Below are 24,724 nucleotides of genomic sequence, written 5' to 3' on the forward strand. Positions count from 1 at the left end.
ATGTGTAACGATAAAATAACTGATCAATTCAATCAGCCAAAAGATGACGATGGTGTATGGGGGGATAACGCTTCAGTCCCGATAGGGGATGCAGTGATGGGAGGACTTGAAGGTGTCAAACGTCGCTTCGTTATTTCTAGAGTTCCAGAAAGAATTCAAGCCCTACAAGAGGTCTTAAACTACGGAGCTGAAGGTATAGATTTAGCGATCGCAGCATTAAATGACGAATCCTGGGACGTACAGGTCGCTGCCTACTTGCTGCTACGGCAACGAACAGAGCCAGAAATCGCGCAGGCGCTCTCAGAGCGACAATACAGAGTCAAAGTCACCTCTGTGGATGCACAGGGTCAGGAAATCGCTCGCCAAGTTCAATCGGCAAGGATATTTGTCGAGAAACTCGGTGAAGGCGTATCGTTAGCACTGACCTACATTCCCGGTGGTCGCTTCTCGATGGGTTCGCCAGAAACAGAAAAAGGTCACTATCCCTTTGAGGGACCGCAACACTTAGTTAACATTGCTCCTTTTTACATCGGAATTTTTCCGGTGACTCAGGCTCAGTGGCAGGCTGTAGCTGCCTTACCTCAGGTCAACCATGCCTTATTTCCCGAACCATGGCGGCGTTCCTACCTCAACGATGCTGACTTACCTGTGGTTGGTGTCTCGTGGTATGAGGCTGTGGAGTTCTGTGCGCGACTGACCCAGAAAACGGGGCGCAACTATCGGTTACTGAGTGAGGCGGAGTGGGAATATGCTTGTCGGGCTGGGACAACAACACCGTTCCATTTTGGTCAGACCATTACTCCTTTACTGGCTAATTACAACGCGAACAGAACTTATGCTTTGGGTTCAAAGGGGAAGTGCCGTCAACAGATAACCCGTGTTAATAGCTTTGTCTTTGCCAATGCTTTTGGACTATACGATTTGCACGGGAATGTTTGGGAGTGGTGTGCTGACCCTTGGCATGAAAACTACGAAGGCGCACCATCTGATGGAACGGTTTGGGAATTAGAGGGAGATACTCGGTATCGGGTGCTGCGAGGTGGTGCCTGGAATCTCCATCCTAAAGGTTGCCGTTCGGCATACCGGGATAAACATGAATCAGACAGCGGCAGAGCGGACGGATTAATTAGTTTTCGGGTGGCAGTTTCTCAGGAATATCCTCTTATGTTTGGTCGTTAGTACCGTTACCTTGGAAGTAAAAAGTCAAAAGTCCCATTATTAATTCAAGGTATAGTAAACCTCAAAGAGTTGGTCGTTGTGGTTTCGGCTTACGTACAGTTCCTTAAAGTTAAGACCGTAATCTTCCTTGCCATTCTTATCGATACAATTATATTTGCCCTCAATTCTAATGCAGTTTTTATTTTCATAGGGGTAATTGCGAAAATCGTTTTCAGACAAGGGTTCATCGCAATAGAATGTACCCCAAAAGTTTTCTCTGCCTGAAAAAATCCAAGTTTTCAGCAGAATGCAGTAGCGATCATCAGCCGTATGCAGCACAAAAACTGAACCTCGCTGGGTAATGTGGGCTAGGTGCTCAGGTAATGGAAGTTCACAAGCCGTATCTAGGAGTAGATTCTGAGTTTTGACCCAATCCATAACTTCCTGATATTTCTTCAGCGAAGCACGTCTTCGGTTTTTGTACGCGATTTCACCAGACAAAGACTCTGCCCAAAATAACACAAACACCATTTTTTCTAATAGGTGTACTATTGCTGCTGATATCTTGCTCATACGTTTGTTTTTAGGCTCAAAAGTTTTACGTTGCCTTTGATTGGCTTTATCTGCGTATGGTCCACAGATAGGATTTCTTTTCTCTTCATCAGTAGCATACCGAGGCTCTCGCTCTCTTTCTTCAAGTGGCTCTGTCATTTCTGTGGGAGACATAGCCAATAGCTGTTCTAGCTGTTCTATCTGTCCTATCTGTTCGTTTATTTCCTCATCAATCGCCGTGGGTGGCTCCTTAGCTTTTGAGCTGCTTGTCACCCCTTCAGCTTACTGCCATTAGCCTAAAAGGTAGTGAACTTCAAACAGACAGTCATTGTGACGTTTACGTACATACAGCTCTCTAAAGTCGTAGCAGCCGTCGTATTTTCCCTCAATACTTATGCATTCAGCTCTACGACGGTGACTAAAGTCACTGTCCGACAACGGTTCATCGCAATAGAGTGTACCAATGAAGTTTTCTTGCCAGCTAATATCAGTTTTCATCAGCACGCAGTGGCGACCATCAGCAGTGTGAAGAGCCTGGACAGATCCCCGTTGGGTGATATGTACCAAGTGAGGAGGCAGTTGGAAGTCATCAACAGTATCCAACGGTAGATTTTGAGTCTTAACCCAAGCAAGAACTTCCTGACCTTTGTCTAAGGAAGCACGTCTTCTGAATTCGTACTTTCTCAAATTACCAAATATTTTTTTAGCCACGCTTATCAATTCTGACAAACCTCTTATTATTTGTGTCATCTTTGGTTAAATCTTTTGAACCTCTTTTTTTTGACTGGACTAGACGGCGAAACAATATGTTGTATAAGTAGATATCTTCTGTTTCTGCCACCATCAAGTTTATGGGTTTGGGTCACCTGGTAAATTATTTGGGTTTCGCCCTCGGTCTAGTATGCGTAGTTGCTCCAGTATCTCTTCTCTATTAGTCATGGGAACCCTCCATTTGACAGTGAACGGCTCGTTTGGAGATGGTATTGAACAGTCTGTATTACACTCTTGTCTGTCAGCAGGCGGTACAAAACTATTAGGCCATCCTGTGTAACCCTGTTCTGGTGTTAGTTGTAGTAAAAGAAAAGCAATACGTGCAAGTTGGGTATAATAATCCACCAGAGGAAGATAGTTTGCCTCACCCCCCAGTTTCTCTTTGATTTCAGGAGGCAAACTTTGTAGAAGGAATCTGAGTCCCTCAATAGCACTAGCCGGTAGTGAGGTTTCTATTGGTGGTGTAGATTCGGTTAGTTGGTAAGGTTCAATTCCAGAGAACATCTTTGACCAAGTGTTCCATCCGACTTCTCCGTCAGCAGTCAGTCCATTGTTCTGTTGCCACAAATAAACGGTCATGGCAGTAGTCGGTCCATAATTGCCATCGACAGGTGTTAGCCCTAAAAACTCCTTGATTCTCCTGACGTTCTCTGACAGGTTGTAAGGATATCCATGCTCGTTAAAATGCTCGGCAATGATTTCAAAGTCGTCGTCGCTCGGCAGCGATGAAGCTGATGTCGCCGATGGTGAGGATACCCTAGTTGGATGCACCCCCGGAAACATCCTTGACCAAGTATTCCGTATTTATAGCTGTCGCCAGTAGTGTTAGGACAGTATTGATTTGTAGAGACGTTCCAGCGGAACGTCTTCAGGAATTGTGTTGATCCTAACAGATTTGTCTACTGCTATATGGTGATAAGCTGTTCGGCATTTAAACCTTAATGTCAATAATAGCGAAAGCCTTGTAGTGCGAGCATCTTGCTCGCTACTAATACCCAATTTACAGCAGTTTTCAAGTTAGTAGACTATAGACGATGATTGCGCTGAAAAGCAAGCCGATACATTTTTGTATTCCATAAGCCTAAAAAGCGCTGTAAATGCATGACAGTTTAAGGAAAAGGTACTGAATGTTCAGTCACCAACAAAAGTTCCGCTACCCAGCGAGAGTTTAGCGTTAAAAGTACCCTGAATCTCGGTTGCCATTTTCGGTACGCACAGATAGAGTTTTCCCGGAAGGTAATCTCCCTGTCGCTGACCAATCTGTAAAAATACTCGGTAATCTAGGTCGTCAAGTGTACTGTAATCCCACAACGTATAATGATCGACATCCGAATCCTCTTGCAGATTTTTCACATACTCCGTCGCATCCACACGATAATCCCAGATACTTTCGCGTTCTGTGCCATATCTTCCTCCGTAAGCGTAAGTTGTGCCTTCCACCTTCGAGGTGTAATACTCTATCGGTTCTACAGGAGACGAAGCACCAATGAGTATGTCAAAGATAAATAACACTGTGATGGCTTGGGGATCAAGATTACCGTGCTGTATCCGTAGTTTCGGAAACGAAATATCTGACTTGTCTAAGGAAAACTTTCGCCCATAAACTTGACCAGAGACAGGAGTATTTGGTATTTCCTCAACCGTTGGTATCTCTGGACAATTAATCGGTTCCGGCAGAGGGATTGGCTGGGGGCGCGATTGTCCGAGAAAAGGGATGCTGTCTCCTGAACAACTCGCCATTGTTATAGTAGTTAACATTACTACAACATTTATTCTTGTTCGAGGTTTCATTTTGGATTTACTTCCTCATTGTTGCAGAAATTCAGTCACCAACAAAAGTTCCGCCACCCAGCGAGAGTTTAGCGTTAAAAGTACCCTGAATCTCGGTTGCCATTTTCGGTACACACAGATAGAGTTTTCCCGGAAGGTAATCTCCCTGTCGCTGACCAATCTGCAAAAATACACGATGATCTGGGTTCTCCAGTGAAGTCCCGTAAGACCACAACGTATAGTGATCGACATCCGAATCTTCTTGCAGATTTTTCACGTATTCCGTAGCTAAAACACGATAATCCCAGACACTTTCGCGTTCTGTGCCGTATCTTCCTCCGTAAGCATAAGTTGTTCCTTCCGCCTTGGAGGTGTTGTATTCTATTGGTTCTACAGGAGATGAAGCACCAATGAGTATGTCAAAAACAAATCGGACTGTTATTGCCTGGGGATCAAGATTTCCATGTTGTATCCGTAGTTTAGGAAACGAAATATCTGACTTGTCTAAGGAAAACTCGCGCCCATAAACTTGACCCGAGACAGGAGTATTTGGTATTTCCTCAACTGTTGGTATCTCTGGACAATTAATCGGTTCCGGCGGAGGGATTGGCTGGGGGCGCGATTGTCCGAGAAAAGGAATGCTGTCTCCTGAACAACTTGCTATTGTTATAGTCGCTAACATGACTACAACATTTATTCTGGTTTGAGACTTCATTGTCGGCTTACGTCTAAAATGATTAATTAGGAATTTGAAATTACAACGCTTTTCATATTTATGGAATTCTTTGTGTTCTGTAGTGACTCTGTGATTCACCAAATTTTACGTTAATCTGAAGTTCCCCCAGCCAAAAAATCAAATACGATTTTTGAGGGGGTTTAGCGCTAAAATCACTACGAAATAAGGTTTTAGCCTAGGTGTAGTACATCCGCACATGGGGACTTCAGGTTAGACTGCTACTCGGTATTAGTCATCAACAAAAGTCCCGTTAGGGGGTGATAGTTTAGCATTAAAAGTTCCTTGAATCTCAGTTGCAGCTTCCGGTATGCACAAATAGAGTTTGCCCGGAAGGTAATCTCCCTGTCGCTGACCAATTTGCACAAATACTCGGTAATCTGGATAGTCAAGCGAAGTGCTGTAAGACCACAATATATAATGATCGACATCTGAATTCTCTTGCAGATTCTTTACATACTCCGTTGCGGCAACACGGTAATCCCAGATACTTTCACGTTCTGTGCCATATCTTCCTCCGTAAGCATAAGTTGTTCCTTCCGCCCTGGAGGTGTAGTATTCTATCGGTTCTACAGAAGATGAAGATTCAACTGGGTCAAAATATGAAGATCCAACTGGGATGTCAAAACTAAATCGCACCGTGATTGCCTGGGGATCAAGATTACCGTGTTGTATCCGTAAATAAAGAAGAGAAATATCTGACTTGTCTAAGGAAAACTTTCGCCCATAAACTTGACCAGAGACAGGAGTGTTTGGTATTTCCTCAACCGTCGGTATTTCTGGACAATTAATCGGTTCTGGCGGGGGGATTGGCTGGGGGCGCGATTGTCCGAGAAAGGGGATGTTGTCTCCTGAACAACTTGCCATTGTTATGGCAGCTACTATTACTATAAGGTCTATTCTTGTTCGAGGTTTCATTTTCGGCTTATTTTCTCATTGTTGCAAAGGCATATTCACTCGCTCATTTTCATGTTTAGTAATATAGCTATGACTACCATCATCAGGATCAACGTCTTTACTCTTAACTTTTTGAGAGACATAAACGCCCTCTGGAGTATGATTGCCATCACCTCCGGATTCAATGGGATTACCACCTGCATTCCCCGCAGAACTTATATAGAGAGAAATTTCATGAGTGTGGGCATAGTAGCTGTTGGTTCCGCCTAATGAAAACTCTTCAACATTTGCCTTAAAATCCTGTTCACTGCTGAAATTCGTGCCAATATTGGCATTTGCTTCTACAGGAAGTAGCTTTTTAATTGGTAACCTTCCAGAAGCACCGAGACTTCCCTCTAGTTGCCGACGATTATGGACGCCAAAGTTAAAACTCATGTTAGGTGTTTCCCAAGTTTTCGCATTTTTTAAGATGTAGGTTGCACTAAACTTGTATCCTTCATGTCCTCCCCCGAAATCTTTTGGTTCTGTTTTGGCGCTGGAAACCATCAACCGAACGTGGCTACCAATGGTTTTGTCGCCGAGAAATAATCTGGGCGTTCCTTGGAATTTACCTTGGGTTGCGCCCAATGTGGCAGAGATTCTGGGATTAATGTAATAGGTTCCCTCACTGCCTAAGTTTCCGCCTCTTCCCGCCAAAGCACTGCCAAAATTTCTCTCATCAATCAATTTGACCTCTGCGGATGCCCAAACATCTTGCCCGATCGCACCCGGTTGTCGCGGTGCATTTTCGGCTTGTGCCATCACTGAAGGCATCGACGGCGCGATCGCAGTGTCTCCTGTATACTCTCCTAATAAAGGTTCAGCCGATTTCCCGGCTACTACGGCATCGGCTACCGCATCGGCGTGCTGTTCATACTTATCCCCCACCTGTCCCAAACCATCCTTGAGTTGCACCTTCCCAGATTGTTGCTGCATAACATGGGCAGCTTCATGGGCAGCTAATCCGACACTCGGAGTCTTAGCAAAGGCAATCCGATTTCCAGAGGTATAAGCCGCCGCCCCCAACTTCTGAGATGCCGCCGCCGCCTCTTTACCCGTATACGCTTGAACATGGGATAAGTCTTGACCAAAGGACTGTTGGATTTTATCCAGATGGGGCAGTCGTCTGGGTGTCCCCCTAAATCCATCAGCAGCAATGTCTTGAGGCGATTTTTGTTGTACCGACTCCCCATCGCCTTTGAGTTGCACCCCATCTTCGGCTTCACCGTGGGCATCTTTGGGCTGGATGGCTTCCGTTTGTGCCTGCCTTGGCATCGCCCTATCCATCCCTTCCAGCAGCTTTGTCTGAATCAAATCTCGGTCATAACTGGAATAAGCGCGAGTCACCTTTCCTGAAGCAGAAGGTTGTTTGGCTTGTGACTGTACGGGAAATCGCGGTGGTGTAAACCCTGTAGCACTATCTTTGGGCGCAGGGGCGGGTGGAATAAACGAAGGTTTCTTCTGTTGAGCTTCCTGCATAAGTGGATGACTATATAACTTGCAATTAATTATAGTAAACTATATGCTGTATATGAAAATTATATCGGACAACATCTTGAATGCTATATTTCCCAGAAACAAAATTATCACCTCAAGTACGGGAGAGCCACATAGCTTCTGCCAGTCGATAAGCACTAATTCTTAATGAGGCTATAGCCGTGAGCGTTATTATCCAACGTATTATTCGTCGATTTTGAGGTAAAATCACCAAACACAAAAAGATTGATAACATAGATAAAAACACGCTGATCGCTGCAAAATCTCGAGCGATATCCAGTCTAGGGTCTATATGAAAATGAGGATTAAAAGGAGACTCTTCTTCTAGTCGTACCTCTACGCCAAACGCATTACTAAAATAACTAAAAAATATGGCTATTTTGGTCAATAATATTGTAGATATAATTTTTATTTTTGTACGGCGTGTTTCATTGTTTTTAATGGTATATATCATGAGTAAAGGCAAATAAATAAAAGGAGATAAAAAAATAAATAACATAAACCTCTTACATAATATAAATATATTTTGTCAAGGTTCAAACAAGGACTCACGAATAGCCTATAGTTATGCTTCATGTCAACTCGATAAATCAGTTCTTGGGAGACCAAATGTACCTTCCGGTGTTATCGATATAACCTGACTTGCTGTCAATTGTCACCCATGCCAATCCTTGGGAAAATTCACTGGCAAAATCAAATTGAGGCTCAATTATGATCTGCCCACTTTTATTAATATAGCCCCACTTTTCACCCACAGCTACAGCAGCAAGCCCTTCAGAAAAGTCTTCGACTTTATCAAACTCCGTTTTAATCACCATCTGACCTGTTTTATCAACATAGCCCCAAGTTACATCGGTCATTTCTAGTGGTCCTTCCCGAATAGGTGGACCTGTGACTACGGCGGCTAACCCTTCGGAGAAATCAAAAGCCTGTCTAAACTGTAAATCAATAGCTATTTGTCCAGTTTTGTCGATATAGCCCCACTCGACACCCGATCTCACCACTGCCAAACCTTCGGAGAAATTTCTATCTAAACTCAAAGGTGACTCGATAACAAACTGCCCCGTTTTGTCGATATAACCTGATTGTTTGCCAAGCCTAACTAATGCCAGTCCTTCGGAAAAGTCTCTAGCTTTATGAAAGTGCGGTTGGATAATTATCTTGCCCGTCTTATCGATATAGCCCCACTTACCATTAATTGCGACCCTAGCTAGCCCTTCGGAAAACCGATACGTTGTATTAAATTGTGGTGGGATAACCAGTTTGCCAGTCTTGTTAATATAGCCCATCTTACCACCAATACCTACAGCAGCTCGTCCTTCAGAAAAGGAAGAAGCACGATCAAACTGTGGTTCAATAATAATCTGCCCCGTTTTGTCAATGAAGCCATTCTTACCCCCAATTCTGACCCATGCTAGTCCTTCAGAAAAAAAACCAGCTTCATTAAACTGCGGTTCAATAATAATCTGCCCCGTTGAGTCTATATAACCATATTTATCACCCTGAATAATCGGAAGTAATTGATTTGTTTCTTGACTTTCTATCGGTGAGAGATTGGGTGAGTCAACTGACTCCCAGGAATTGTTTGAGATTAGTCTCTGATCTGCCGGACTACAGGAAATTAAAGCGGCAAGAGCCAGACCCAAAACCAAAAACATCAAACTTATTTGAAGAATATTTTTGTTTGAGGTTAGGCACATACTGGTATTCAAAACTAGAATTTAACATGGATTTTGACTAAGTTCACCAAATAACTTTAGCTCAAATTAGTGAGGGGAATTCGCATTTCGATTCCATATATAATTTATCAAATTCATATCAGTATAGGTGAGATCTGCCGACCCACCCCAAGTCATAGTATCGTCAAGATAGCCCGGTGCGAGACTTAGTTTTTTTCTGTATAAGTCTTCTTCATGTCCTTCCAAGGACTCAAAGTAATCTCGTCCCTGCCTGAATCCCTCATATTTAACTTTCAAATAATCAGGTAAACTAATTCGTTGACCACTCTCGTCTAGGGCTGTCACCCATCCGCTTGTTCCTTCTTGCCAACCCCGATAACCACGAGTATTAACTCCTAGTGTTTGCCCGATTTGAAAACTTGTAGCAGGGCGATCAGCTTGAGCTTGAATATTTCCTACTTCCCCCTTCATTGGTTGGTGCTGAATAGTCTTGGTTTGAGGGAACATTGGTAGCTTGAATTTACTCTGTGAGTCCTCACCCTGTACAAAATTAGGATATTCCTTTTGTAGAGGTGGTGCTACTCCTGTATACTCTCCTAATAAAGGTTCAGCCGATTTCCCAGCTACCACGGCATCGGCTACCGCATCGGCGTGCTGTTCATATTTATCCCCCACCTGTCCCAAACCATCCTTCAGTTGCACCTTCCCCGATTGTTGCTGCACCACATGGGCGGCTTCATGGGCGGCTAACCCCAAACTCGGAGTTTTGGCAAAAGCAATCCGATTCTCAGAGGTATAAGCCGCCGCCCCCAACTGAACAGACGCCGTTGTCGCTTTGCCGCCGATAAACGCTTGAACATGGGACATGTCTTGACCAAAGGACTTTTGGATCTTATCCAAATGCGGTAGTTGTCTGGGCGTTTCTGTGAATCCATCAGCGGCAATGTCTTGGGGTGACTTCTGTTGTACCGACTCCCCATCGTCTTTGAGTTGCACCCCATCCTCGGCTTCACACTTGGCACATTTGGGCTGGATGGCTTCCGCTGGCGCCTGCTTTTGAATCGCCTTATCCATCCCTTCAAGCAGCTTTGCCTGAATTAAATCTCTCTGATCACTCGAATAAGCGCGAGTCGCCTTTGACGGTGGTTTGGCTTGTGGCTGTACGGGAAATCGCGGTGGTGTAAACCCTTTAGTTGCACTGTCTTTGGACGCCAGGGCGGGTCGAATAAACGAACTTTTCTTCTGTTGAGCTTCCTGCATAAGCGGATGACTATATAACTTGCAATTAATTATAGTAAACTATATGCTGTATATAAAAATTATATCGGACAACTTTCACTTCCACTTCAGGGGTTCTATCCATTCTATGACTTCTACAGCAATAGATTGGTACAAAGCCAATTATCAATATTTGATGACCTCGGTTAACCGAGTCTATCGTCATCTTGAATGCTATATTTCCCAGAAACAGAATCAGATAACTGATCCAAACCCCGATTTTTCCCCACCGGAAATACCTAACTCGGCGACTCCCTTTGCCTTGGATATCCTCTGCACCCAATTCGGCTTATCTGCCTGCGATCGCGATATCCTTCTCCTATGTGTAGGCATGGAACTCGACCCCGATTTCCCGTCACTCTGTCGTCAAGCCAGTGGCGACTCCCAGATTAATTACCCGACCCTGAGTTTAGCCTTATCTGCCCTACCCAACATCAGTTTAAGTGTCCTAGGACGACAATCCCCCTTACAATATTGGCAACTGATTGAAATCGCTCCCGGCGTAACCTTAACCCAATCGCCCCTCCGCATTGACCCCCGTATCCTCTGCTATCTTTTAGGTGAACCCAGCATCGATGTTCAACTTGATGAGCGAGTTAAACTCCTAGATCTCGGTTTAACAGGAGAATTAACCCTTCCCCCATCCCATCAGCAAATTGCCCAGATCATTGCTTCGGCTTGGTCTGAATCTCCCCCCACCTCAAACCTGCCCATTATCGAATTGTCTGGCTCAGATTTGACCACAAAACGCCGCATTGCGGCTGAAGCCACGACGTTATTTGGCTGTTCTATCCGTCGTATGTCAGCAACGGTACTCCCCTCAGATTCCACCCAACTGCATCAATTACGGCGACGCTGGGAACGGGAAGCTATCTTAACCAATGGTGTATTGTTCCTCGAATGTGACTCTCTAAACATGACAGATTCACAGGGACAATCACTGATTTCTCAATTCATCGCGGAAATCAATACTCCCCTAATCCTAAGTAGCCAACAGCGACTTCCCGTAACAGAATGCTCCCTAACCACCTACGATATACCCAAACTTACTCTCCAAGAACAACGTTCCCTATTTTTCACCTATCTGGCAGACAACGGAAACGAACTCAATGGCGACATTAATCGCTTAATCGCCCAATTCAATCTCAGCCAAAGTGCGATTCACTCCGTCTGCACCCAAGCCATCCATCAGGTTAACCGCAATCGTCACACCAATTTAGGAACAACCCTGTGGAATACTAGCCGCCACCAAGCCCGTCCCCGCCTAGATGCACTTGCCCAACGCATTGAAACGCCAATGACGTGGGATGACCTGATTCTGCCAGAATCCCAACTCAAAACCCTCAAGGAAATTGTCGCCCACACCCGCCAACGCGCCAAAGTCTATCAGGATTGGGGAATGGGTGGAAAACAGAGTCGGGGACTGGGACTAACAGCATTATTCTACGGTCAAAGTGGTACAGGTAAAACCACTGCTGCTGAAATTATTGCCAAAGAACTGCACCTCGACCTGTACCGCATCGATCTGAGTGCAGTTGTCAGTAAATATATCGGAGAAACGGAGAAAAACCTCGCTCAAATCTTTGACGCGGCTGAAGTCGGCGGTGTAGTCTTATTATTCGACGAAGCTGATTCTTTATTTGCCAAACGCGGTCAAGTCAAAGACGCCCGCGATCGCTATGCCAACCAAGAAGTCAGTTATCTACTCCAACGCTTAGAAAACTATCAAGGGTTGGCAATTCTCACCACCAACTTAAGAGACTCGATTGACTCAGCTTTTGAGCGACGGTTGCGCTTTGTGCTGGAATTTCCTTTCCCCGATGCAATGCAACGAGAGCAGATTTGGCGGCGCGTCTTTCCCAAGTCTACCCCCACCCGACGATTGAATTTTGAGAAGTTAGCGCGGCTGGCTGTTTCCGGAGGCAGTATCCACAATATTGCTTTAGCCGCAGCCTTTCTCGCCGCTGAAGCCTCAGAACCAGTGGGAATGAAGCATCTATTGGCAGCCGCGCAAACTGAAGGGATCAAGATGCAAATTCAAACCGTGATTAGTGTTGGTACTCAGGATTGGCTGGAACCATCGAAATCTAAATCTAAATCTAAGTCCAAATCTAAATCCAAATAAGTTAAACTTTTTGGGCGCAGCGATCTTCACTGTGTCCAATTCCGAATCAAGCTGAATAAGCAGGGAAGACGCGCCATGGCGCGTCTCTACACGGGTTGGGGGTGAGGGGTTTAGATTAAGTTGACCCGGATAACCGACGTGCGCCCCAGAACACTCATTGGGGGTTGAGCCAAGGAAACCGAATAAAATCTTAGGCTAAAGCCCTGACTACAAACAAACCCAAACACTATTCCACCTTCATCGCCTTAGCTAATTCCGCCGCGACTAATGGTCGAGAAAACTGCGGCGGCGGTAACTCACCTTTGCGTAACATTTCCCGGACTTTGGTTCCTGATAAATGAATCCGTTGATCGGGAGTGCTGGGACTTGTCTTGGCGGTTGCCATTGTCTCCGTCACTTCGCAGTAAAAAGCGTGTTCAAATTTTAGCGGCATAATTCCTAATTCATCCGGCTCAAACTCTTCAAAAATATGTTGAGCATCGTAAGTGCCATAATAGTCACCCACACCCGCATGATCACGCCCGACAATAAAATGAGTACACCCGTAATTCTTACGCACGATCGCATGGAAGATGGCTTCCCTGGGACCGGCATAACGCATCGCGGCAGGGTTAATCGCTAAAATCACCCGGTTTTGGGGGAAATAGTTGTCTTTCATAATTTCATAGCAACGCATCCGCACATCAGCAGGGATATCATCGCTTTTGGTGGCACCGACTAAGGGATGCAGGAATAACCCATCCACGACTTCCAAAGCACATTTAATAATATATTCATGCGCCCGGTGAATAGGATTCCGGGTTTGGAACCCTACCACGGTTTTCCAGCCTCGTTCCTTAAACAACGTCCGCGATTGAGCCGGGTCAATTTGATATTTCGGAAACAGGGGATGGGGATACCGTTGCAATAACCAAACCGGACCGGCTAGATTCACATCTCCTTGGTTATAAACCACCTTGACACCGGGATGCTTTTCCTCATCGGTGCGGTACACATTTTCCGCTTCCCGCTTTTTGTCATAGCGATATTTCTGGGTGAGTTCTAACACGCCGGCAAAGTGTCCATTCTGGTCATCCAGACGCACTAAACTGCCTTCCTTTAACGGTTCAGCCACATCCTCAGTAACCGATAGAGTCACCGGGATAGACCAAGGTAAACCACTTGCCAGACGCATATTATCCACAACTGACTCATAATCCGCTTGCTCCATAAACCCAGTCAAGGGACTAAATCCACCGATCGCGATTAAGTCTAAATCAGAGGTAGCCCAGGCATCAAGTTGCACTCTGGGTAGAGAATCCGCTTTCTCCAAAAATTCTGACCGCTGTTGTTCTGAGGCAATGCGATTGATGAGTTGACCCCCATGAGGGGCGATTCCATCCGAATGCTTACTCAATGTCTTTTCCTTTCTTGCGTCAACTGCACCTCTAAAATAATCTGCTTTATGGGTTCTGGGCAATTATTCGTCATTTGCCATTCGTCATTTGTCATTTGTCATTTGTCATTTGTCATTCGTCCAGCAAGCCCCAGTTATAGCGGCACTAAGACAGGTTAGGACATTCTTTATGGAAAAATAGGCTACGCTCATGGACAGATTGAACCATTGCCAAAACAGTTACCGTAGGTGGGCAATGCCCACCCTACAGAACAACCCCCCATATCCCAGACGTGCTATGGCATGTCTCTACACTGCATCCTGCTTTCGTTCAATAATTCCACCCCCTAGCAGCATTTCTCCATCATACAAAACAGCGGCTTGTCCGGGAGTAATGCTAAATTGCGGCTGATCAAAAATCAGTTTCATCCGATTCCCCTCTAGAGGAATCACCGTCACATCTACCGGACGACTGCGATACCGCACTTGCACCGACGCCTGAATCGGAGTTGTTGGCGGATGAATTGATACCCAATTGACTCGCCCCACGGTACAATCGGGTTGCGTTGCACTAGCGCGATCGCCGACAATGACACGATTCGCCCCAGCATCAATCGCCACAACGTATAACGGTTCCGGCGCAGAAATACCCAGTCCTCGGCGTTGTCCAATCGTGTAATGGTGAATCCCGTTATGTTGCCCTAAGACCTTACCCTTCATATCTACGATATCTCCCGTGGTTTGGGAAATATACTGATCCAAAAACTTCCGCATCGAACCATGGGACTCCACCAAACACAAGTCCTGACTTTCTGGCTTAGCCGCCGTCTTGAGTTGGTATTCAGCCGCAAGCTGTCGGGTTTGCGTCTTCTGGAGTTCGCCTAAAGGAAATATCGAGGCGGCGAGTAACTCTTGGCTTAAGTCGTACAGGAAATAAGACTGGTCTTTATTCGAGTCTACTGCCCGTAGCAACTGATAGCGATCGCGCTTGGCATCATAGCGAATCCGCGCATAGTGACCCGTAGCCATTTTATCAATGCCTAACGTCTCCCGCGAGTAGGCGAGCATCGGACCAAATTTAACGGTTTTGTTGCACTGAGAACAAGGTAAGGGCGTGATTCCCGATTCATACCCCGAAACCAGATAATCGACGATATTTGCCTGAAACACCTCACGACTATCCACAATATGATGAGGAATGCCCAGTTGCTCACAAATAAACGCCGCATCGACCATTCCCTCAGAACAGCATTGACCCTTGCCTTTCATTAACCACAGGGTCAAACCAACGACTTCATAGCCTTGATGATGTAAGGTAGCGGCGGCAACTGAACTATCAACTCCACCGGATAGACCGACGACAACTTTATTCATCGAAAATCGGGGTTGGTAAGGGGGCGAATGGAAACCCCTGTCATTTATGTATGGGGAGGAATTCGTTCCCTTACATAAATAGCAGTCCGACAGGACTTCCTTTTTGGGAAGTGCATCGGCTCCATTTCCCGTGTACAAAACTGCATTATTTGTACAGACGTAGCATGCTACGTCTGTACAAACCCCTACCGCCTTGGATTTACTTACCTCGTTCGATGTATTGCGTTCACCTTTCGTCTGGGCAATTACAGACTCGTGTTTTCAACCTGTACGATATGGGTGGGGTATGGTTGCCCCGAACTCCCGTTTGGAGGGGTGACGTTAGCCTCGCCAATGTTACGCCTCGGTACTATCTCCAACACACTGGTTTAACCCTATAAGCCTGTTTAATGCTGGAGTTCTAGAGCATGGGACTGGCTTACGCGCTACGCGCACGCTACGCGAACGCATCCCAAGGTAGGAACTTTAACTCTTGGGCGTAACGTAGACCTCGTAGGTCTTAGGCTGGTCAGGTATAGGCAATTTCGATGCCTCCGGCTTATAGCCGTGGGGTTCCTGACGACATGAATGGACAACTAATCCTTTTGAAAGATCAATTGTTGATCTAGGCTAACATCCCCACCGGCTATTTGGTTTGTGGGGAACCTAGTCAAGCTTTCACTGTTGTCGGTTGGGTTGACGCGCCGAAACCCAACACAATTAAACCCGGTTGTGTCGTTCATCCGTCATACCTGTAGTTCACTGCCATACAAACCTTACCCTTCTACCCTTTTCAGGTTTGTTGCGTTGGGTCTCGTACCTCGACCCAACCTACTTGCTACCCTTTTAACTTTCTATTGATTACTTTTTAATAACCTAATCTTAACCTGGTTTTATTGACTTAACTTAATTTAAATCTATTGTAAAAAATGTATAATTTAAATCCGAACTATTGGCGAATCGGTGTTAAAATTTTATTTTTAACAGTTGCTAGAGAGAATGAGAGAACCCTGATGGATTCATCTATGTATTCTATACAACAGTCATCTATGCAACTTGAGACATCTTATCCAGAGATCAAGCAATTGAGCATCAATGCGACGCTGGAAGAATTACCTCTCTATAATTTCCAATTTGAAGCGTCTCAACCTGGAGAGGAAGTGGCTCAGATCTTCCAACAAAACCCTGTCTTACCAGGAGTTATTTTAATTGAACAGGGGAGATTTATGGGGATACTTTCGCGGCGACGGTTTCTGGAACAGATGAGCAGTCCTTATGGACTGGAACTCTTTTTGCGGCGACCACTCAAATCATTATATCGTTTTGCCCAGACCGAGGTGTTAATTTTAACCGGAGATACCCAAATTGTTACAGCAGCACGCCATTGTTTAGAACGTCCTCCCGCCTTACTCTATGAACCAATCGCTGTGGAGTTAACCACCCAAACCTACCGCCTATTGGATGCCTATCAATTATTAGTGGCTCAGTTGTATATTCATGAACTAGCCACCCGGTTACTCAAGCAGCTTTATCAGGATTTAGAAGTCGCGAATCGGCAATTAGAGCAACTGGCTACCTCTGATGGCTTAACCCGAGTTGCCAATCGGCGGCGATTTGATGACTATTTACAAACCTGTTGGCAACAACATTGTGTGGGAAACTCTTGGCTGTCGCTAATTATGTGTGATGTTGATTGTTTCAAATACTACAACGATACTTACGGTCATCAAGCGGGTGATGATTGTTTACGACAAGTGGCGGCGGCTATCCAGCGTCAAGTGAAGCGACCCGCAGATTTAGTAGCGCGTTATGGGGGTGAAGAATTTGTGGTCATTTTACCTCTAACGCCTATTGATGGTGCAACTCAGGTGGCTCAAGAAATTGCAGAAGCGGTGCGGACTTTAAACGTTCCCCATGCAACCTCTTTGGCGAGTCATCGGGTTACCTTGAGTCTTGGCGTCGCCAGTATTATTCCCAGTCCACAACGATCGCCAACCACCTTGACCGCCGCCGCCGATGCGGCACTGTATCAAGCTAAATCAGCCGGACGCGATCGCGTGGTTGTCTATACCCGTTAGCCTTAATTCTGGCGGATAACTTAAACCTTCTCTAGATTATATCAGGGATTCTCGACTTAAATTGGATCAATTTTCTGTTTTAGCTGAGTCTTTATTAAAGTTTAATCGTTTCTTAAAACGATATTAACATTTCAGGGCATCTTCATTTTTTAGAATATTTCGTACCAACCAACTATTAAATCATTTTACAAGCCAAATGACAAATGGCTGATTGTGGGTTTATATACAAATTAGAGGTTTAATTGTTATAGCATTATGGTTTCTGTTCAAGACTACTACCCCGACTTATGCGTCTTGCCCCAAGCCGAGACCGCTAATCTGACGTTAGATTCCACTATCCGAGAACTTAATCTGTATCACTTTCAGGTGGAATCAGTGCAACCCGGTAGAGACGTGGCTCAATCGTTTCAATTAAATCCTCTATTACCTGGAGTTATTCTCACCCAACATAGAAAACTTGTCGGGATGATTTCCCGAAGGCAGTTTTTGGAACAAATGAGCAGTCCTTATGGGTTAGAACTGTTCTTAAAACGTCCGCTGCACTCGTTATACCGCTTTGTCAGTGGGGATGTTTTAATCCTGAGAGGAGATACAAAAATAGTTGATGCGGCTCGTCGCTCACTTCAGCGTACACCGAAATTGGTATACGAACCGATTGTTGTCGAACTCGAGCCAGGAACCTATCGGCTATTAGACGTGCATCAATTACTCGTGGCTCAGTCGCAAATTCAGGAACTCACCACCCAGCTTTTGCATGAGCAAACTCAAGCTCAAATGATTCAAACCGAAAAAATGGCAAGTTTGGGACAAATGGTAGCGGGAATTGCTCATGAGATAAAGAATCCAGTCGCGTGTATTAGCGGAAATTTTGAATTCTTAGACGATTATTGTGCCAAGTTAATTGAGCTATTAACTGCATACGCCGCAGAACTTCCCCAGCCATCAGCAGATTTAAGTGAGCTAAAAGAGGACTATGAACTCGACTTTATTGTAGAGGATTTGCCGAAAATCCTGAAAAGTATGCAATTAGGCTCAGAACGATTAACTAAAATTGTTGGTAGTCTACAAAGCTTCTCACACATGGATGAGTCGAGACATCAGCCTGCCAATATTCATGAGTGTATTGAAAGTACATTAATTATTTTAAATAATCGTCTTAAAAAAGGAATTGAACTCATTAAAAACTATGCAAACTTGCCCATGGTGAATTGTTCATCGGGTCAACTAAGCCAAGTTTTCATGAATCTGATTAGTAATGCCATTGACGCGCTGAATGAAAAGACAGAAAAATCTGAAAATGAGTCTGACTCATGGCAGCCTCAGATTGAGATTAGCACTCGTTTAGTACCCAAAGAGGAAGGAGATTGGGTTTCGGTACAAATTGCTGATAATGGTTCAGGAATAGCACCCAATATTCAAGAGCGGATATTTGAGACATTTTTCACGACGAAGCCAGTCGGAAAAGGAACAGGGTTAGGGTTAGCAATTACCCATCAGATTGTCACCGAGAAACATGATGGCAAGTTATTAATGCAGTCGCAGTTAGGCAAAGGGACAACCTTTGAAATTTTATTACCGTTAGAGTAATTAATCTATAATTTATTTAGAGTCTGCTCAACAACGGTGTCTACTCAATTCACTCAACCCTCGTAAGTTAAAAGTTAAGGCTGGTGGGAAATGCCCACCCTACAGTATATCAAATAATCAACAGCTTACTGGGTATCCTCAGACTGTTCTAACTCTTGTTTTAACTGTTGATACTGACGAGTCAGACTTTCCAGTTGTTGCTCAAGTTGCTGAAGTTTTTGCCAAGAGTCGAGAGATTGTCTATTGAAATTTACGGAAGAATTAGCGTTGCCTCTACTATGAATGTTATCCGCTAAAATGGCATCATTCCAGGTGACTCGTTTGACTTCATCGAGTGTAGTGAATCCTTGTTTGACGAGATTTAAACTGTAGTCATATAAGGACTTCATTCCTTCTTCAATGGCAATTTCTTTGATAAATTTTGCTGGATATTTTTCCCGAATTAAATATTGTATCCGTTCACTATTGCGTAAAACTTCATAAACGCCAATTCGACCTTTGTAGCCGATTCCATTACATTTAGGACAGAGTGTTCCTTTCGCTCTCGCCTCATAAACCTCTTCAGGTTGCATAGTATTTGCTTTATAGAATGTGCGTTGATCCTGACTCAACGCTGATAAACCAAATTGTTCTAACTCAGATATATCCGGTTGATAAGGAATACGACACTCACTACAGACTCGTCGAAGCAATCGCTGGGCAATGACTCCTAAGAGTGCCTCAGAGAGTATCCACGGATTAACACTAAATTCCGTTAAGTTTATGATTGCGCTCACCGTATCTTTGGCATATAATTCAGTTAAAATAAAATGACCTTTTATCGCCGTACTTGTTGCCTTGATTGCAGTTTCTTTGTCTTGAATTTTATCGATCAGGATTACGTCAGCATCTTGCGAAAATACAGTATCTAAAATATCCCTATAATCTCTGCTATATTCCGGGCAAACCTGAACCTGAGTGATTCCAGGCAACGAATACTCAATTGGATCTTCAATAGTCAAAATATTCACACCCGGATGAGCCTTTTCTGCCAATAGTGAATATAAAGTTGTTGTTTTTCCTGACTCTGTATGTCCAGTTACTAAAACAAGTCCAAAGGGACGCCTTTTTATGTCTCTGACAATCTTCAAGGTATCTGGATCAGTAATGAGAATATCTAAGCCAAGCTGAGCAATGGAATTATCGACTATTTTTAGCACCACCTTTTCTCCATAACGGTTCGGTAAAATGCTAACCATAAAATCAACGAAGCAACCTTGAAACATGCGCCGAATTTTACCCTGTTGCGGCATTCGCCGTTCGGTAATGTCAAGATTTGCCATGATTTTGAAGCGAGTAGAAATTACATCTTTGATTTTCTTGGGGAGAGGATCAAACGCTTGGTGTAGGACTCCATCTTTCCGGAAGCGTACCCTTAAATACTCTTGTTGAGGTTCAATATGGATATGAGAGGCTCCATTTTGCAATGCCTTAGCCAAAATTCTATTGACGAGATTAATAACAGGAGCGCCACCGGCTTCATTACAAGCTTCAGATAAATCTGCTTCAGTTTCTTCTGGTGCATCAGATAGGGTATCGATATTCTCAATATCTTGGCTTATCTCAGTCTGTTTTGCCGCTTCCTGTTCCTTCTCTTGTGCCAATTTTTGATCGCGATATTGACTAATCAGACGCTGATAGTCTTCCTGGATAATCACCATCCGCCGTAGTCCAATTCCTTGAAGTCGCAGTATCCGATTCACATCGTCTTGGGCGTCTAAATTGTCAGGATCAACCATAGCGACGAAAAGGGATGGTGGTTGAGTCTCCGTTTTCGATAGCGGAAGTAAGCGATAGCGACTACAGATGTCTATAGAAATTACATTTTCAATGAGTTGACTGATCTGATGATGAGAAATAGTCATGCGTTCAATATCAAAAGCCGGAACGCCATATAAAATTTTTAATTCCAATAAGTGGTAAATCCTGTACTGGCGTACTAATTCAGGTGGTGACAGATAACCTAAAATGGATTCCAGGACGTTGATCAGGGATTTTCCTGATTTTCGACTTTCCATCAACGCTGTCTGCATTTGCTCTAGGTTAACGTAACCCGATTGAACCAATTTTTTAGCAAAGGGAGACAAGGGTGAAAAGAAGCAGATTACTTGACACCGTAAATGGGGTGGGATTTGAGACTCGGTGAGGGATTCGAGAATCTCAATCAGGATAGCGGCGCGTTGGTGGGGCGATTGAGTTGTGCGTCGTGAGCCTTTCACGGTAGACTGTTGTTGGGCAGATTTGCTCCATTGTAAAAAGAGCGCGATCGCTTCCTCCATCTGCTCAGGGTTAACATACCTTGCCTTAATCAAAATTTTCGCTAGCGCCGAGAAATAAATTGGTACAGACATGACAGTTGTTGCCATTGATGGTCATTTCAGTCGATGCACCAGATTTGCTGCAACTATAGCAGATATTGTTATTGGTCATTGGTCATTCGTTTCCCCTATCTCCCCCATCTCCCCCATCTCCCCCATCCCCCTGTCAGCCTCAACTATCAAATTAAATGGGTGACAACTTACGCTTGTGTGGGATCATAGACAATGATGTCCCCTTGTCTTGTGGAAAGGTTGATCGATGAAACAATTAATCCAGGGTCTGCATGAGTTCCAAACCAATTACTTTACAGCTCACCGGGAGCTATTTGAGTTACTTTCTCAAGGACAACATCCGCGAGTTCTGTTTATTACTTGCTCCGATTCCCGGATTGATCCCAATCTGATTACCCAAACCAAACCCGGGGAAATGTTTATCATCCGTAATGCGGGGAATATTATTCCTCCTTATGGAGCGACGAATGGCGGAGAAGGTGCAGCCGTCGAGTATGCTATTCATGCGTTAGGTATTGAAGATATCATTGTTTGCGGTCATTCCCATTGCGGTGCAATGAAAGGATTGCTGAAACTCAGCAAGCTGGAAGAGGAAATGCCAATGGTTTACGAATGGCTCAAACACGCGGAAGCAACGCGGCGGATTATTAAGGAACATTACCAAAGTTACGAAGGTGAAGACCTGCTTAATGTGTCTATTCAAGAGAATGTTCTTAACCAATTGGAAAATCTACGCACGTATCCGGTAATTCAGTCTCGACTCAAAGCCGGAAAATTGCAACTCCATGCTTGGGTGTATGAAATTGAATCGGGAGAAGTGATGGAATATAACCCGGTTCAAGGTCAGTTCGTACCACCGAGAACCCAATTTGCTAGAGCCACTTGGATTACGCCAGAACAGCAAGAGCGTATTTTTAAAGGCTCTTATAATGCTCATTAGGTGGTCATTTGTCATACTCGCTTTCATCGAGAAGCAAGCTACGTCATTTGTCATGCTAACGACGCGAATGCTTTTGAATAAGGGCGGGTTTTGTTGATTAGTTATTACTGTCAAGTTACCTGAGTGGCTAAACCCGCCCCTACAATTGAATGGCGTGATTTTAGTCGGAAGAGTCAATCAGTGCCTTAATGACGCCGATTTTAGCTTGGGAGACTTTTAAGCCTAAGGTGGGGTTAGTCGAACCAATAAAATATTCTCCAGTTGGCAGATAATGCAATGCCAATTCAGGATAGGTAATAATCTCCCAATCTTTATAGATTTCGGCCTTTTCATGACTATGGCTGGGTCGATTACTTTCGTAACACCAGCCTGCTGCAAGTAATTTTTCAATTAAGGTTGACATAGGGAAAATCAGCTCATTCTCGGATAGAAATGTCAGTGGCTATCAGGTGTTGGCTAGCCTCTGGTAGACTTCCCTGTATTTTTGACGCGGCCATGTCAGAGCATTTCTACCCTAGCATTCGTCAAAGAAGAGGGAATAGGGAACAGGGAACAGGAAATAGGGAATAGGGAATAGGGAATAGGGAATAGGGAACAGGGTAATGGGCTATAGAACTTTTGTCTCCCATCTCCGCCATCTCCCCCATCTCCCCCAGCTCCCCCAGCTCCCCTAGCTCCCAGACGTTGCATGCAACGTCTCTACATGCTCCCCCTAGACAACGGGCAGAAACGTTAAGAAACTTTACAATGATGGGGAGAGATGACATCATAAGAGTCGGACTGCCATGCACCTAACCTACTTCGGCGCCAATAGTTGGCTACTCGAACTTGGGCAAAAACACATCCTGATTGATCCCTGGCTTGTGGATTCCTTAGTCTTTGGCAATCTTCCCTGGTTGTTCAAAGGTGACAAACCTCCCGCCTTGGATGCGCTTCCTGATCAAATAGACTTGATTCTGCTATCCCAGGGATTAGAGGATCACGCCCATAGACCCACTTTGGAAAAACTGGACAAGACAATCCCTGTCGTTGGTTCAGAAAATGCCACCACGGTAGTGAGAGAGTTGGGCTATACTCAGGTGACGCCGTTAGCCTTTGGTCAAACCTTCACCCTCGCTGACCAAATTGAAATCCGCGCCTTACCAGGGGCACCGATTGGTCCTTTTTTGCAGGAAAACGCCTATCTGATTAAACAGTTAGAGAGTGGCACCAGTCTCTATTATGAACCTCACGGGTATCCACCTGACCAGTTAAAAGAGTATGCTCCCATCGATGTGGTGATTAGTCCCGTGGTGACGTTGGAATTACCTGTGCTTGGACCGATTATCCAAGGTCATCGTACCGCACTGCAACTGGCACAATGGGTGCAACCCCAAGTGTTTCTACCCACAGCCGCCGGAGGTGGAGTTCAGTACGAGGGAGTACTAGATTCCCTGTTGAATCAGGTTGGTAGTTTGGAAGAGTTGCGATCGCAACTGGCACAGCACAACCTATCCACTCAGGTGATTGACCCTCAGCCACAAGAAGCGCTAGAACTCAACCTGACGCCTCAAATGGCTTAGATTACCGTCCGGAGTTATTGGTATCAACTCGGGCAATCACCAAGGACATAAGACAAATAACTAAGGAGATAAATCATGTTGGAACTGTATCAATTTGAGTTGTCGCAGTTTTCGGAAAAAGTACGGCTAATTCTCGATTACAAAGGGCTAGCCTATCGCAAAATTGAAGTCACCCCAGGAATTGGACAGGTAGATTTATATCGCCTATCGGGTCAACGACAAGTCCCGGTTCTCAAAGATGGGGATACCGTCATCGCTGATTCGACAGCGATCACCATGTACTTGGATCGCAAGTATCCCGACAAACCTCTCATTCCTACCGATCCCCACCAACGCGCCCAATGCTTGCTGATGGAAGAATGGGCGGATGAATCCATTGGTGTCAAAAGTCGTAAAGTCTTCTATGGGGCATTAAGTCACAATCCTAGCTATCGTACATCAGTCTTACCCAAAGATACGCCCGATTTCTTCAAAACCGTTCTCGGCGGTGTTCCCGCAGAAGTATTTGAAGTTTTGGGGATTGGTTTCGGCTGCGGTGCAGACGCCCTCAAAGATGCCAGAGACAGCCTGAAGCAGGATTTAGAAGCCCTCAGTTTAATCTTGTCTGATCGCCCCTATCTGGTTACCGATAGTCCCTGTTTAGCTGATTTTGCCGTGGCTGGGGTGAGTTTACTGCTGAAATTTCCCGAAGGTTCCTATCTAGATTTGCCTGACTCCCTGAAAGGGAAAGGCATTCCTGGTTTAGCCGATAGTAGCGTGTATCAAACCTTCTTCGACTGGCGCGATCGCCTCTATGCTGAGTATCGCACACCCTTGACCACAACCGGAACAGGAACCAGCGATTCGTCACCCACCTCGATTGAAATTGAATAAAAAGTTAGTAGCAAGATACTAATTTCCTGTAACAGATTTTAGCGACCAGAATTACAACACAAGGTCGCTAATTTTTTGTTTTATTTAT

Annotated in this window: 22 protein-coding genes; 7 read left to right on the forward strand and 15 right to left on the reverse strand. The window is 44.8% G+C overall.

Annotation, left to right across the window (positions count from 1 at the left end):
* Positions 1 to 1,179 (forward strand): SUMF1/EgtB/PvdO family nonheme iron enzyme, encoded by a 1,179-nt coding sequence (locus tag RIE73_RS13685; RefSeq protein ID WP_446401693.1) that lies wholly within the window; start codon positions 1 to 3, stop codon positions 1,177 to 1,179.
* Positions 1,180 to 1,218: 39 nt separating this feature from the next.
* Here RIE73_RS13685 and RIE73_RS13690 read toward each other — a convergent pair whose 3' ends face one another.
* From RIE73_RS13690 to RIE73_RS13735, 10 genes are all read right to left on the reverse strand, one after another.
* Positions 1,219 to 1,983 (reverse strand): hypothetical protein, encoded by a 765-nt coding sequence (locus tag RIE73_RS13690; RefSeq protein WP_446401694.1) that lies wholly within the window; start codon positions 1,981 to 1,983, stop codon positions 1,219 to 1,221.
* An 18-nt stretch (positions 1,984 to 2,001) separates the two neighbouring features.
* On the reverse strand, positions 2,002 to 2,460 hold the full coding sequence (locus tag RIE73_RS13695) for a hypothetical protein (RefSeq protein ID WP_446401695.1): 459 nt from the start codon (positions 2,458 to 2,460) through the stop codon (positions 2,002 to 2,004).
* A gap of 99 nt (positions 2,461 to 2,559) precedes the next feature.
* Positions 2,560 to 3,252: a peptidoglycan-binding domain-containing protein gene (locus RIE73_RS13700; RefSeq protein WP_446401696.1), complete on the reverse strand. Its 693-nt coding sequence runs from the start codon at positions 3,250 to 3,252 to the stop codon at positions 2,560 to 2,562.
* Positions 3,253 to 3,612: 360 nt separating this feature from the next.
* Positions 3,613 to 4,239 carry a hypothetical protein gene (locus RIE73_RS13705; protein WP_446401697.1) on the reverse strand — a complete coding sequence of 209 codons (627 nt, stop codon included), beginning with the start codon at positions 4,237 to 4,239 and terminating at the stop codon, positions 3,613 to 3,615.
* A 64-nt stretch (positions 4,240 to 4,303) separates the two neighbouring features.
* A complete protein-coding gene (locus tag RIE73_RS13710) occupies positions 4,304 to 4,933 on the reverse strand; it encodes a hypothetical protein (RefSeq protein WP_446401698.1) in 630 nt (209 codons plus the stop codon).
* A gap of 282 nt (positions 4,934 to 5,215) precedes the next feature.
* Entirely contained in the window at positions 5,216 to 5,851 is a 636-nt protein-coding gene (locus RIE73_RS13715; protein ID WP_446401699.1) for a hypothetical protein, read from the reverse strand.
* Positions 5,852 to 5,917: 66 nt separating this feature from the next.
* The gene (locus tag RIE73_RS13720) at positions 5,918 to 7,399 is read right to left on the reverse strand and encodes an eCIS core domain-containing protein (protein WP_446401700.1); all 1,482 of its coding nucleotides are present in this window, start codon (positions 7,397 to 7,399) and stop codon (positions 5,918 to 5,920) included.
* A 112-nt stretch (positions 7,400 to 7,511) separates the two neighbouring features.
* Positions 7,512 to 7,916 (reverse strand): hypothetical protein, encoded by a 405-nt coding sequence (locus RIE73_RS13725; RefSeq protein ID WP_446401701.1) that lies wholly within the window; start codon positions 7,914 to 7,916, stop codon positions 7,512 to 7,514.
* 91 nt (positions 7,917 to 8,007) lie between these two features.
* Positions 8,008 to 9,117 carry a WG repeat-containing protein gene (locus RIE73_RS13730; RefSeq protein ID WP_446401702.1) on the reverse strand — a complete coding sequence of 370 codons (1,110 nt, stop codon included), beginning with the start codon at positions 9,115 to 9,117 and terminating at the stop codon, positions 8,008 to 8,010.
* 66 nt (positions 9,118 to 9,183) lie between these two features.
* The gene (locus tag RIE73_RS13735; protein ID WP_446401703.1) at positions 9,184 to 10,356 is read right to left on the reverse strand and encodes an eCIS core domain-containing protein; all 1,173 of its coding nucleotides are present in this window, start codon (positions 10,354 to 10,356) and stop codon (positions 9,184 to 9,186) included.
* 106 nt (positions 10,357 to 10,462) lie between these two features.
* Between RIE73_RS13735 and RIE73_RS13740 the strand changes: the two genes are divergently transcribed.
* Positions 10,463 to 12,499, forward strand: a complete 2,037-nt coding sequence (locus RIE73_RS13740; protein ID WP_446401704.1) for an ATP-binding protein — start codon at positions 10,463 to 10,465, stop codon at positions 12,497 to 12,499.
* Positions 12,500 to 12,725: 226 nt separating this feature from the next.
* Here RIE73_RS13740 and sat read toward each other — a convergent pair whose 3' ends face one another.
* Both sat and mnmA read right to left on the reverse strand, forming a co-directional pair.
* Positions 12,726 to 13,895 carry a sulfate adenylyltransferase gene (gene sat / locus RIE73_RS13745; RefSeq protein WP_446401705.1) on the reverse strand — a complete coding sequence of 390 codons (1,170 nt, stop codon included), beginning with the start codon at positions 13,893 to 13,895 and terminating at the stop codon, positions 12,726 to 12,728.
* A 288-nt stretch (positions 13,896 to 14,183) separates the two neighbouring features.
* Complete coding sequence (mnmA, locus tag RIE73_RS13750) at positions 14,184 to 15,248, reverse strand: tRNA 2-thiouridine(34) synthase MnmA (protein WP_446401706.1); 1,065 nt, start codon at positions 15,246 to 15,248, stop codon at positions 14,184 to 14,186.
* Positions 15,249 to 16,252: 1,004 nt separating this feature from the next.
* Between mnmA and RIE73_RS13755 the strand changes: the two genes are divergently transcribed.
* Positions 16,253 to 17,305, forward strand: coding sequence for a diguanylate cyclase (locus RIE73_RS13755; RefSeq protein WP_446401707.1), 1,053 nt, complete (start codon positions 16,253 to 16,255; stop codon positions 17,303 to 17,305).
* A gap of 255 nt (positions 17,306 to 17,560) precedes the next feature.
* Positions 17,561 to 18,892, forward strand: a complete 1,332-nt coding sequence (locus tag RIE73_RS13760) for an ATP-binding protein (RefSeq protein ID WP_446401708.1) — start codon at positions 17,561 to 17,563, stop codon at positions 18,890 to 18,892.
* A gap of 125 nt (positions 18,893 to 19,017) precedes the next feature.
* Here the strand turns inward: RIE73_RS13760 and RIE73_RS13765 are convergent, their stop codons facing one another.
* On the reverse strand, positions 19,018 to 21,297 hold the full coding sequence (locus tag RIE73_RS13765; RefSeq protein ID WP_446401709.1) for a GspE/PulE family protein: 2,280 nt from the start codon (positions 21,295 to 21,297) through the stop codon (positions 19,018 to 19,020).
* Between the two features lie 211 nt (positions 21,298 to 21,508).
* On the opposite strand from RIE73_RS13765, the gene RIE73_RS13770 reads away from it, so the two are divergent.
* Positions 21,509 to 22,201, forward strand: coding sequence for a carbonic anhydrase (locus tag RIE73_RS13770; protein ID WP_446401710.1), 693 nt, complete (start codon positions 21,509 to 21,511; stop codon positions 22,199 to 22,201).
* A gap of 160 nt (positions 22,202 to 22,361) precedes the next feature.
* Here the strand turns inward: RIE73_RS13770 and RIE73_RS13775 are convergent, their stop codons facing one another.
* Both RIE73_RS13775 and RIE73_RS13780 read right to left on the reverse strand, forming a co-directional pair.
* Positions 22,362 to 22,604 carry a hypothetical protein gene (locus tag RIE73_RS13775; protein WP_446401711.1) on the reverse strand — a complete coding sequence of 81 codons (243 nt, stop codon included), beginning with the start codon at positions 22,602 to 22,604 and terminating at the stop codon, positions 22,362 to 22,364.
* Between the two features lie 95 nt (positions 22,605 to 22,699).
* Positions 22,700 to 22,891, reverse strand: coding sequence for a hypothetical protein (locus tag RIE73_RS13780; protein ID WP_446401712.1), 192 nt, complete (start codon positions 22,889 to 22,891; stop codon positions 22,700 to 22,702).
* Between the two features lie 95 nt (positions 22,892 to 22,986).
* On the opposite strand from RIE73_RS13780, the gene RIE73_RS13785 reads away from it, so the two are divergent.
* Together RIE73_RS13785 and RIE73_RS13790 are read left to right on the forward strand one after the other, a co-directional pair.
* Complete coding sequence (locus tag RIE73_RS13785) at positions 22,987 to 23,763, forward strand: MBL fold metallo-hydrolase (RefSeq protein ID WP_446401713.1); 777 nt, start codon at positions 22,987 to 22,989, stop codon at positions 23,761 to 23,763.
* 75 nt (positions 23,764 to 23,838) lie between these two features.
* Complete coding sequence (locus RIE73_RS13790) at positions 23,839 to 24,636, forward strand: glutathione S-transferase family protein (RefSeq protein ID WP_446401714.1); 798 nt, start codon at positions 23,839 to 23,841, stop codon at positions 24,634 to 24,636.
* Positions 24,637 to 24,724 lie beyond the last annotated feature (88 nt).

The organism is Coleofasciculus sp. C1-SOL-03, assembly GCF_040220555.1.
Classification (GTDB): Bacteria; Cyanobacteriota; Cyanobacteriia; order Cyanobacteriales; family Coleofasciculaceae; genus Coleofasciculus.

Bases quoted from the DNA above. Each gene is read 5' to 3' on its own strand.
- RIE73_RS13685 (WP_446401693.1), top strand. From the start codon at position 1: ATGTGTAACGATAAAATAACTGATCAATTCAATCAGCCAAAAGATGAC.
- RIE73_RS13695 (WP_446401695.1), bottom strand. From the start codon at position 2,460: ATGACACAAATAATAAGAGGTTTGTCAGAATTGATAAGCGTGGCTAAA.
- RIE73_RS13705 (WP_446401697.1), bottom strand. From the start codon at position 4,239: ATGTTAACTACTATAACAATGGCGAGTTGTTCAGGAGACAGCATCCCT.
- RIE73_RS13710 (WP_446401698.1), bottom strand. From the start codon at position 4,933: ATGTTAGCGACTATAACAATAGCAAGTTGTTCAGGAGACAGCATTCCT.
- RIE73_RS13715 (WP_446401699.1), bottom strand. From the start codon at position 5,851: ATGGCAAGTTGTTCAGGAGACAACATCCCCTTTCTCGGACAATCGCGC.
- RIE73_RS13720 (WP_446401700.1), bottom strand. From the start codon at position 7,399: ATGCAGGAAGCTCAACAGAAGAAACCTTCGTTTATTCCACCCGCCCCT.
- RIE73_RS13725 (WP_446401701.1), bottom strand. From the start codon at position 7,916: ATGTTATTTATTTTTTTATCTCCTTTTATTTATTTGCCTTTACTCATG.
- RIE73_RS13730 (WP_446401702.1), bottom strand. From the start codon at position 9,117: ATGTGCCTAACCTCAAACAAAAATATTCTTCAAATAAGTTTGATGTTT.
- RIE73_RS13735 (WP_446401703.1), bottom strand. From the start codon at position 10,356: ATGCAGGAAGCTCAACAGAAGAAAAGTTCGTTTATTCGACCCGCCCTG.
- RIE73_RS13740 (WP_446401704.1), top strand. From the start codon at position 10,463: ATGACTTCTACAGCAATAGATTGGTACAAAGCCAATTATCAATATTTG.
- mnmA (WP_446401706.1), bottom strand. From the start codon at position 15,248: ATGAATAAAGTTGTCGTCGGTCTATCCGGTGGAGTTGATAGTTCAGTT.
- RIE73_RS13755 (WP_446401707.1), top strand. From the start codon at position 16,253: ATGTATTCTATACAACAGTCATCTATGCAACTTGAGACATCTTATCCA.
- RIE73_RS13760 (WP_446401708.1), top strand. From the start codon at position 17,561: ATGGTTTCTGTTCAAGACTACTACCCCGACTTATGCGTCTTGCCCCAA.
- RIE73_RS13765 (WP_446401709.1), bottom strand. From the start codon at position 21,297: ATGGCAACAACTGTCATGTCTGTACCAATTTATTTCTCGGCGCTAGCG.
- RIE73_RS13770 (WP_446401710.1), top strand. From the start codon at position 21,509: ATGAAACAATTAATCCAGGGTCTGCATGAGTTCCAAACCAATTACTTT.
- RIE73_RS13775 (WP_446401711.1), bottom strand. From the start codon at position 22,604: ATGTCAACCTTAATTGAAAAATTACTTGCAGCAGGCTGGTGTTACGAA.
- RIE73_RS13780 (WP_446401712.1), bottom strand. From the start codon at position 22,891: ATGCAACGTCTGGGAGCTAGGGGAGCTGGGGGAGCTGGGGGAGATGGG.
- RIE73_RS13785 (WP_446401713.1), top strand. From the start codon at position 22,987: ATGCACCTAACCTACTTCGGCGCCAATAGTTGGCTACTCGAACTTGGG.
- RIE73_RS13790 (WP_446401714.1), top strand. From the start codon at position 23,839: ATGTTGGAACTGTATCAATTTGAGTTGTCGCAGTTTTCGGAAAAAGTA.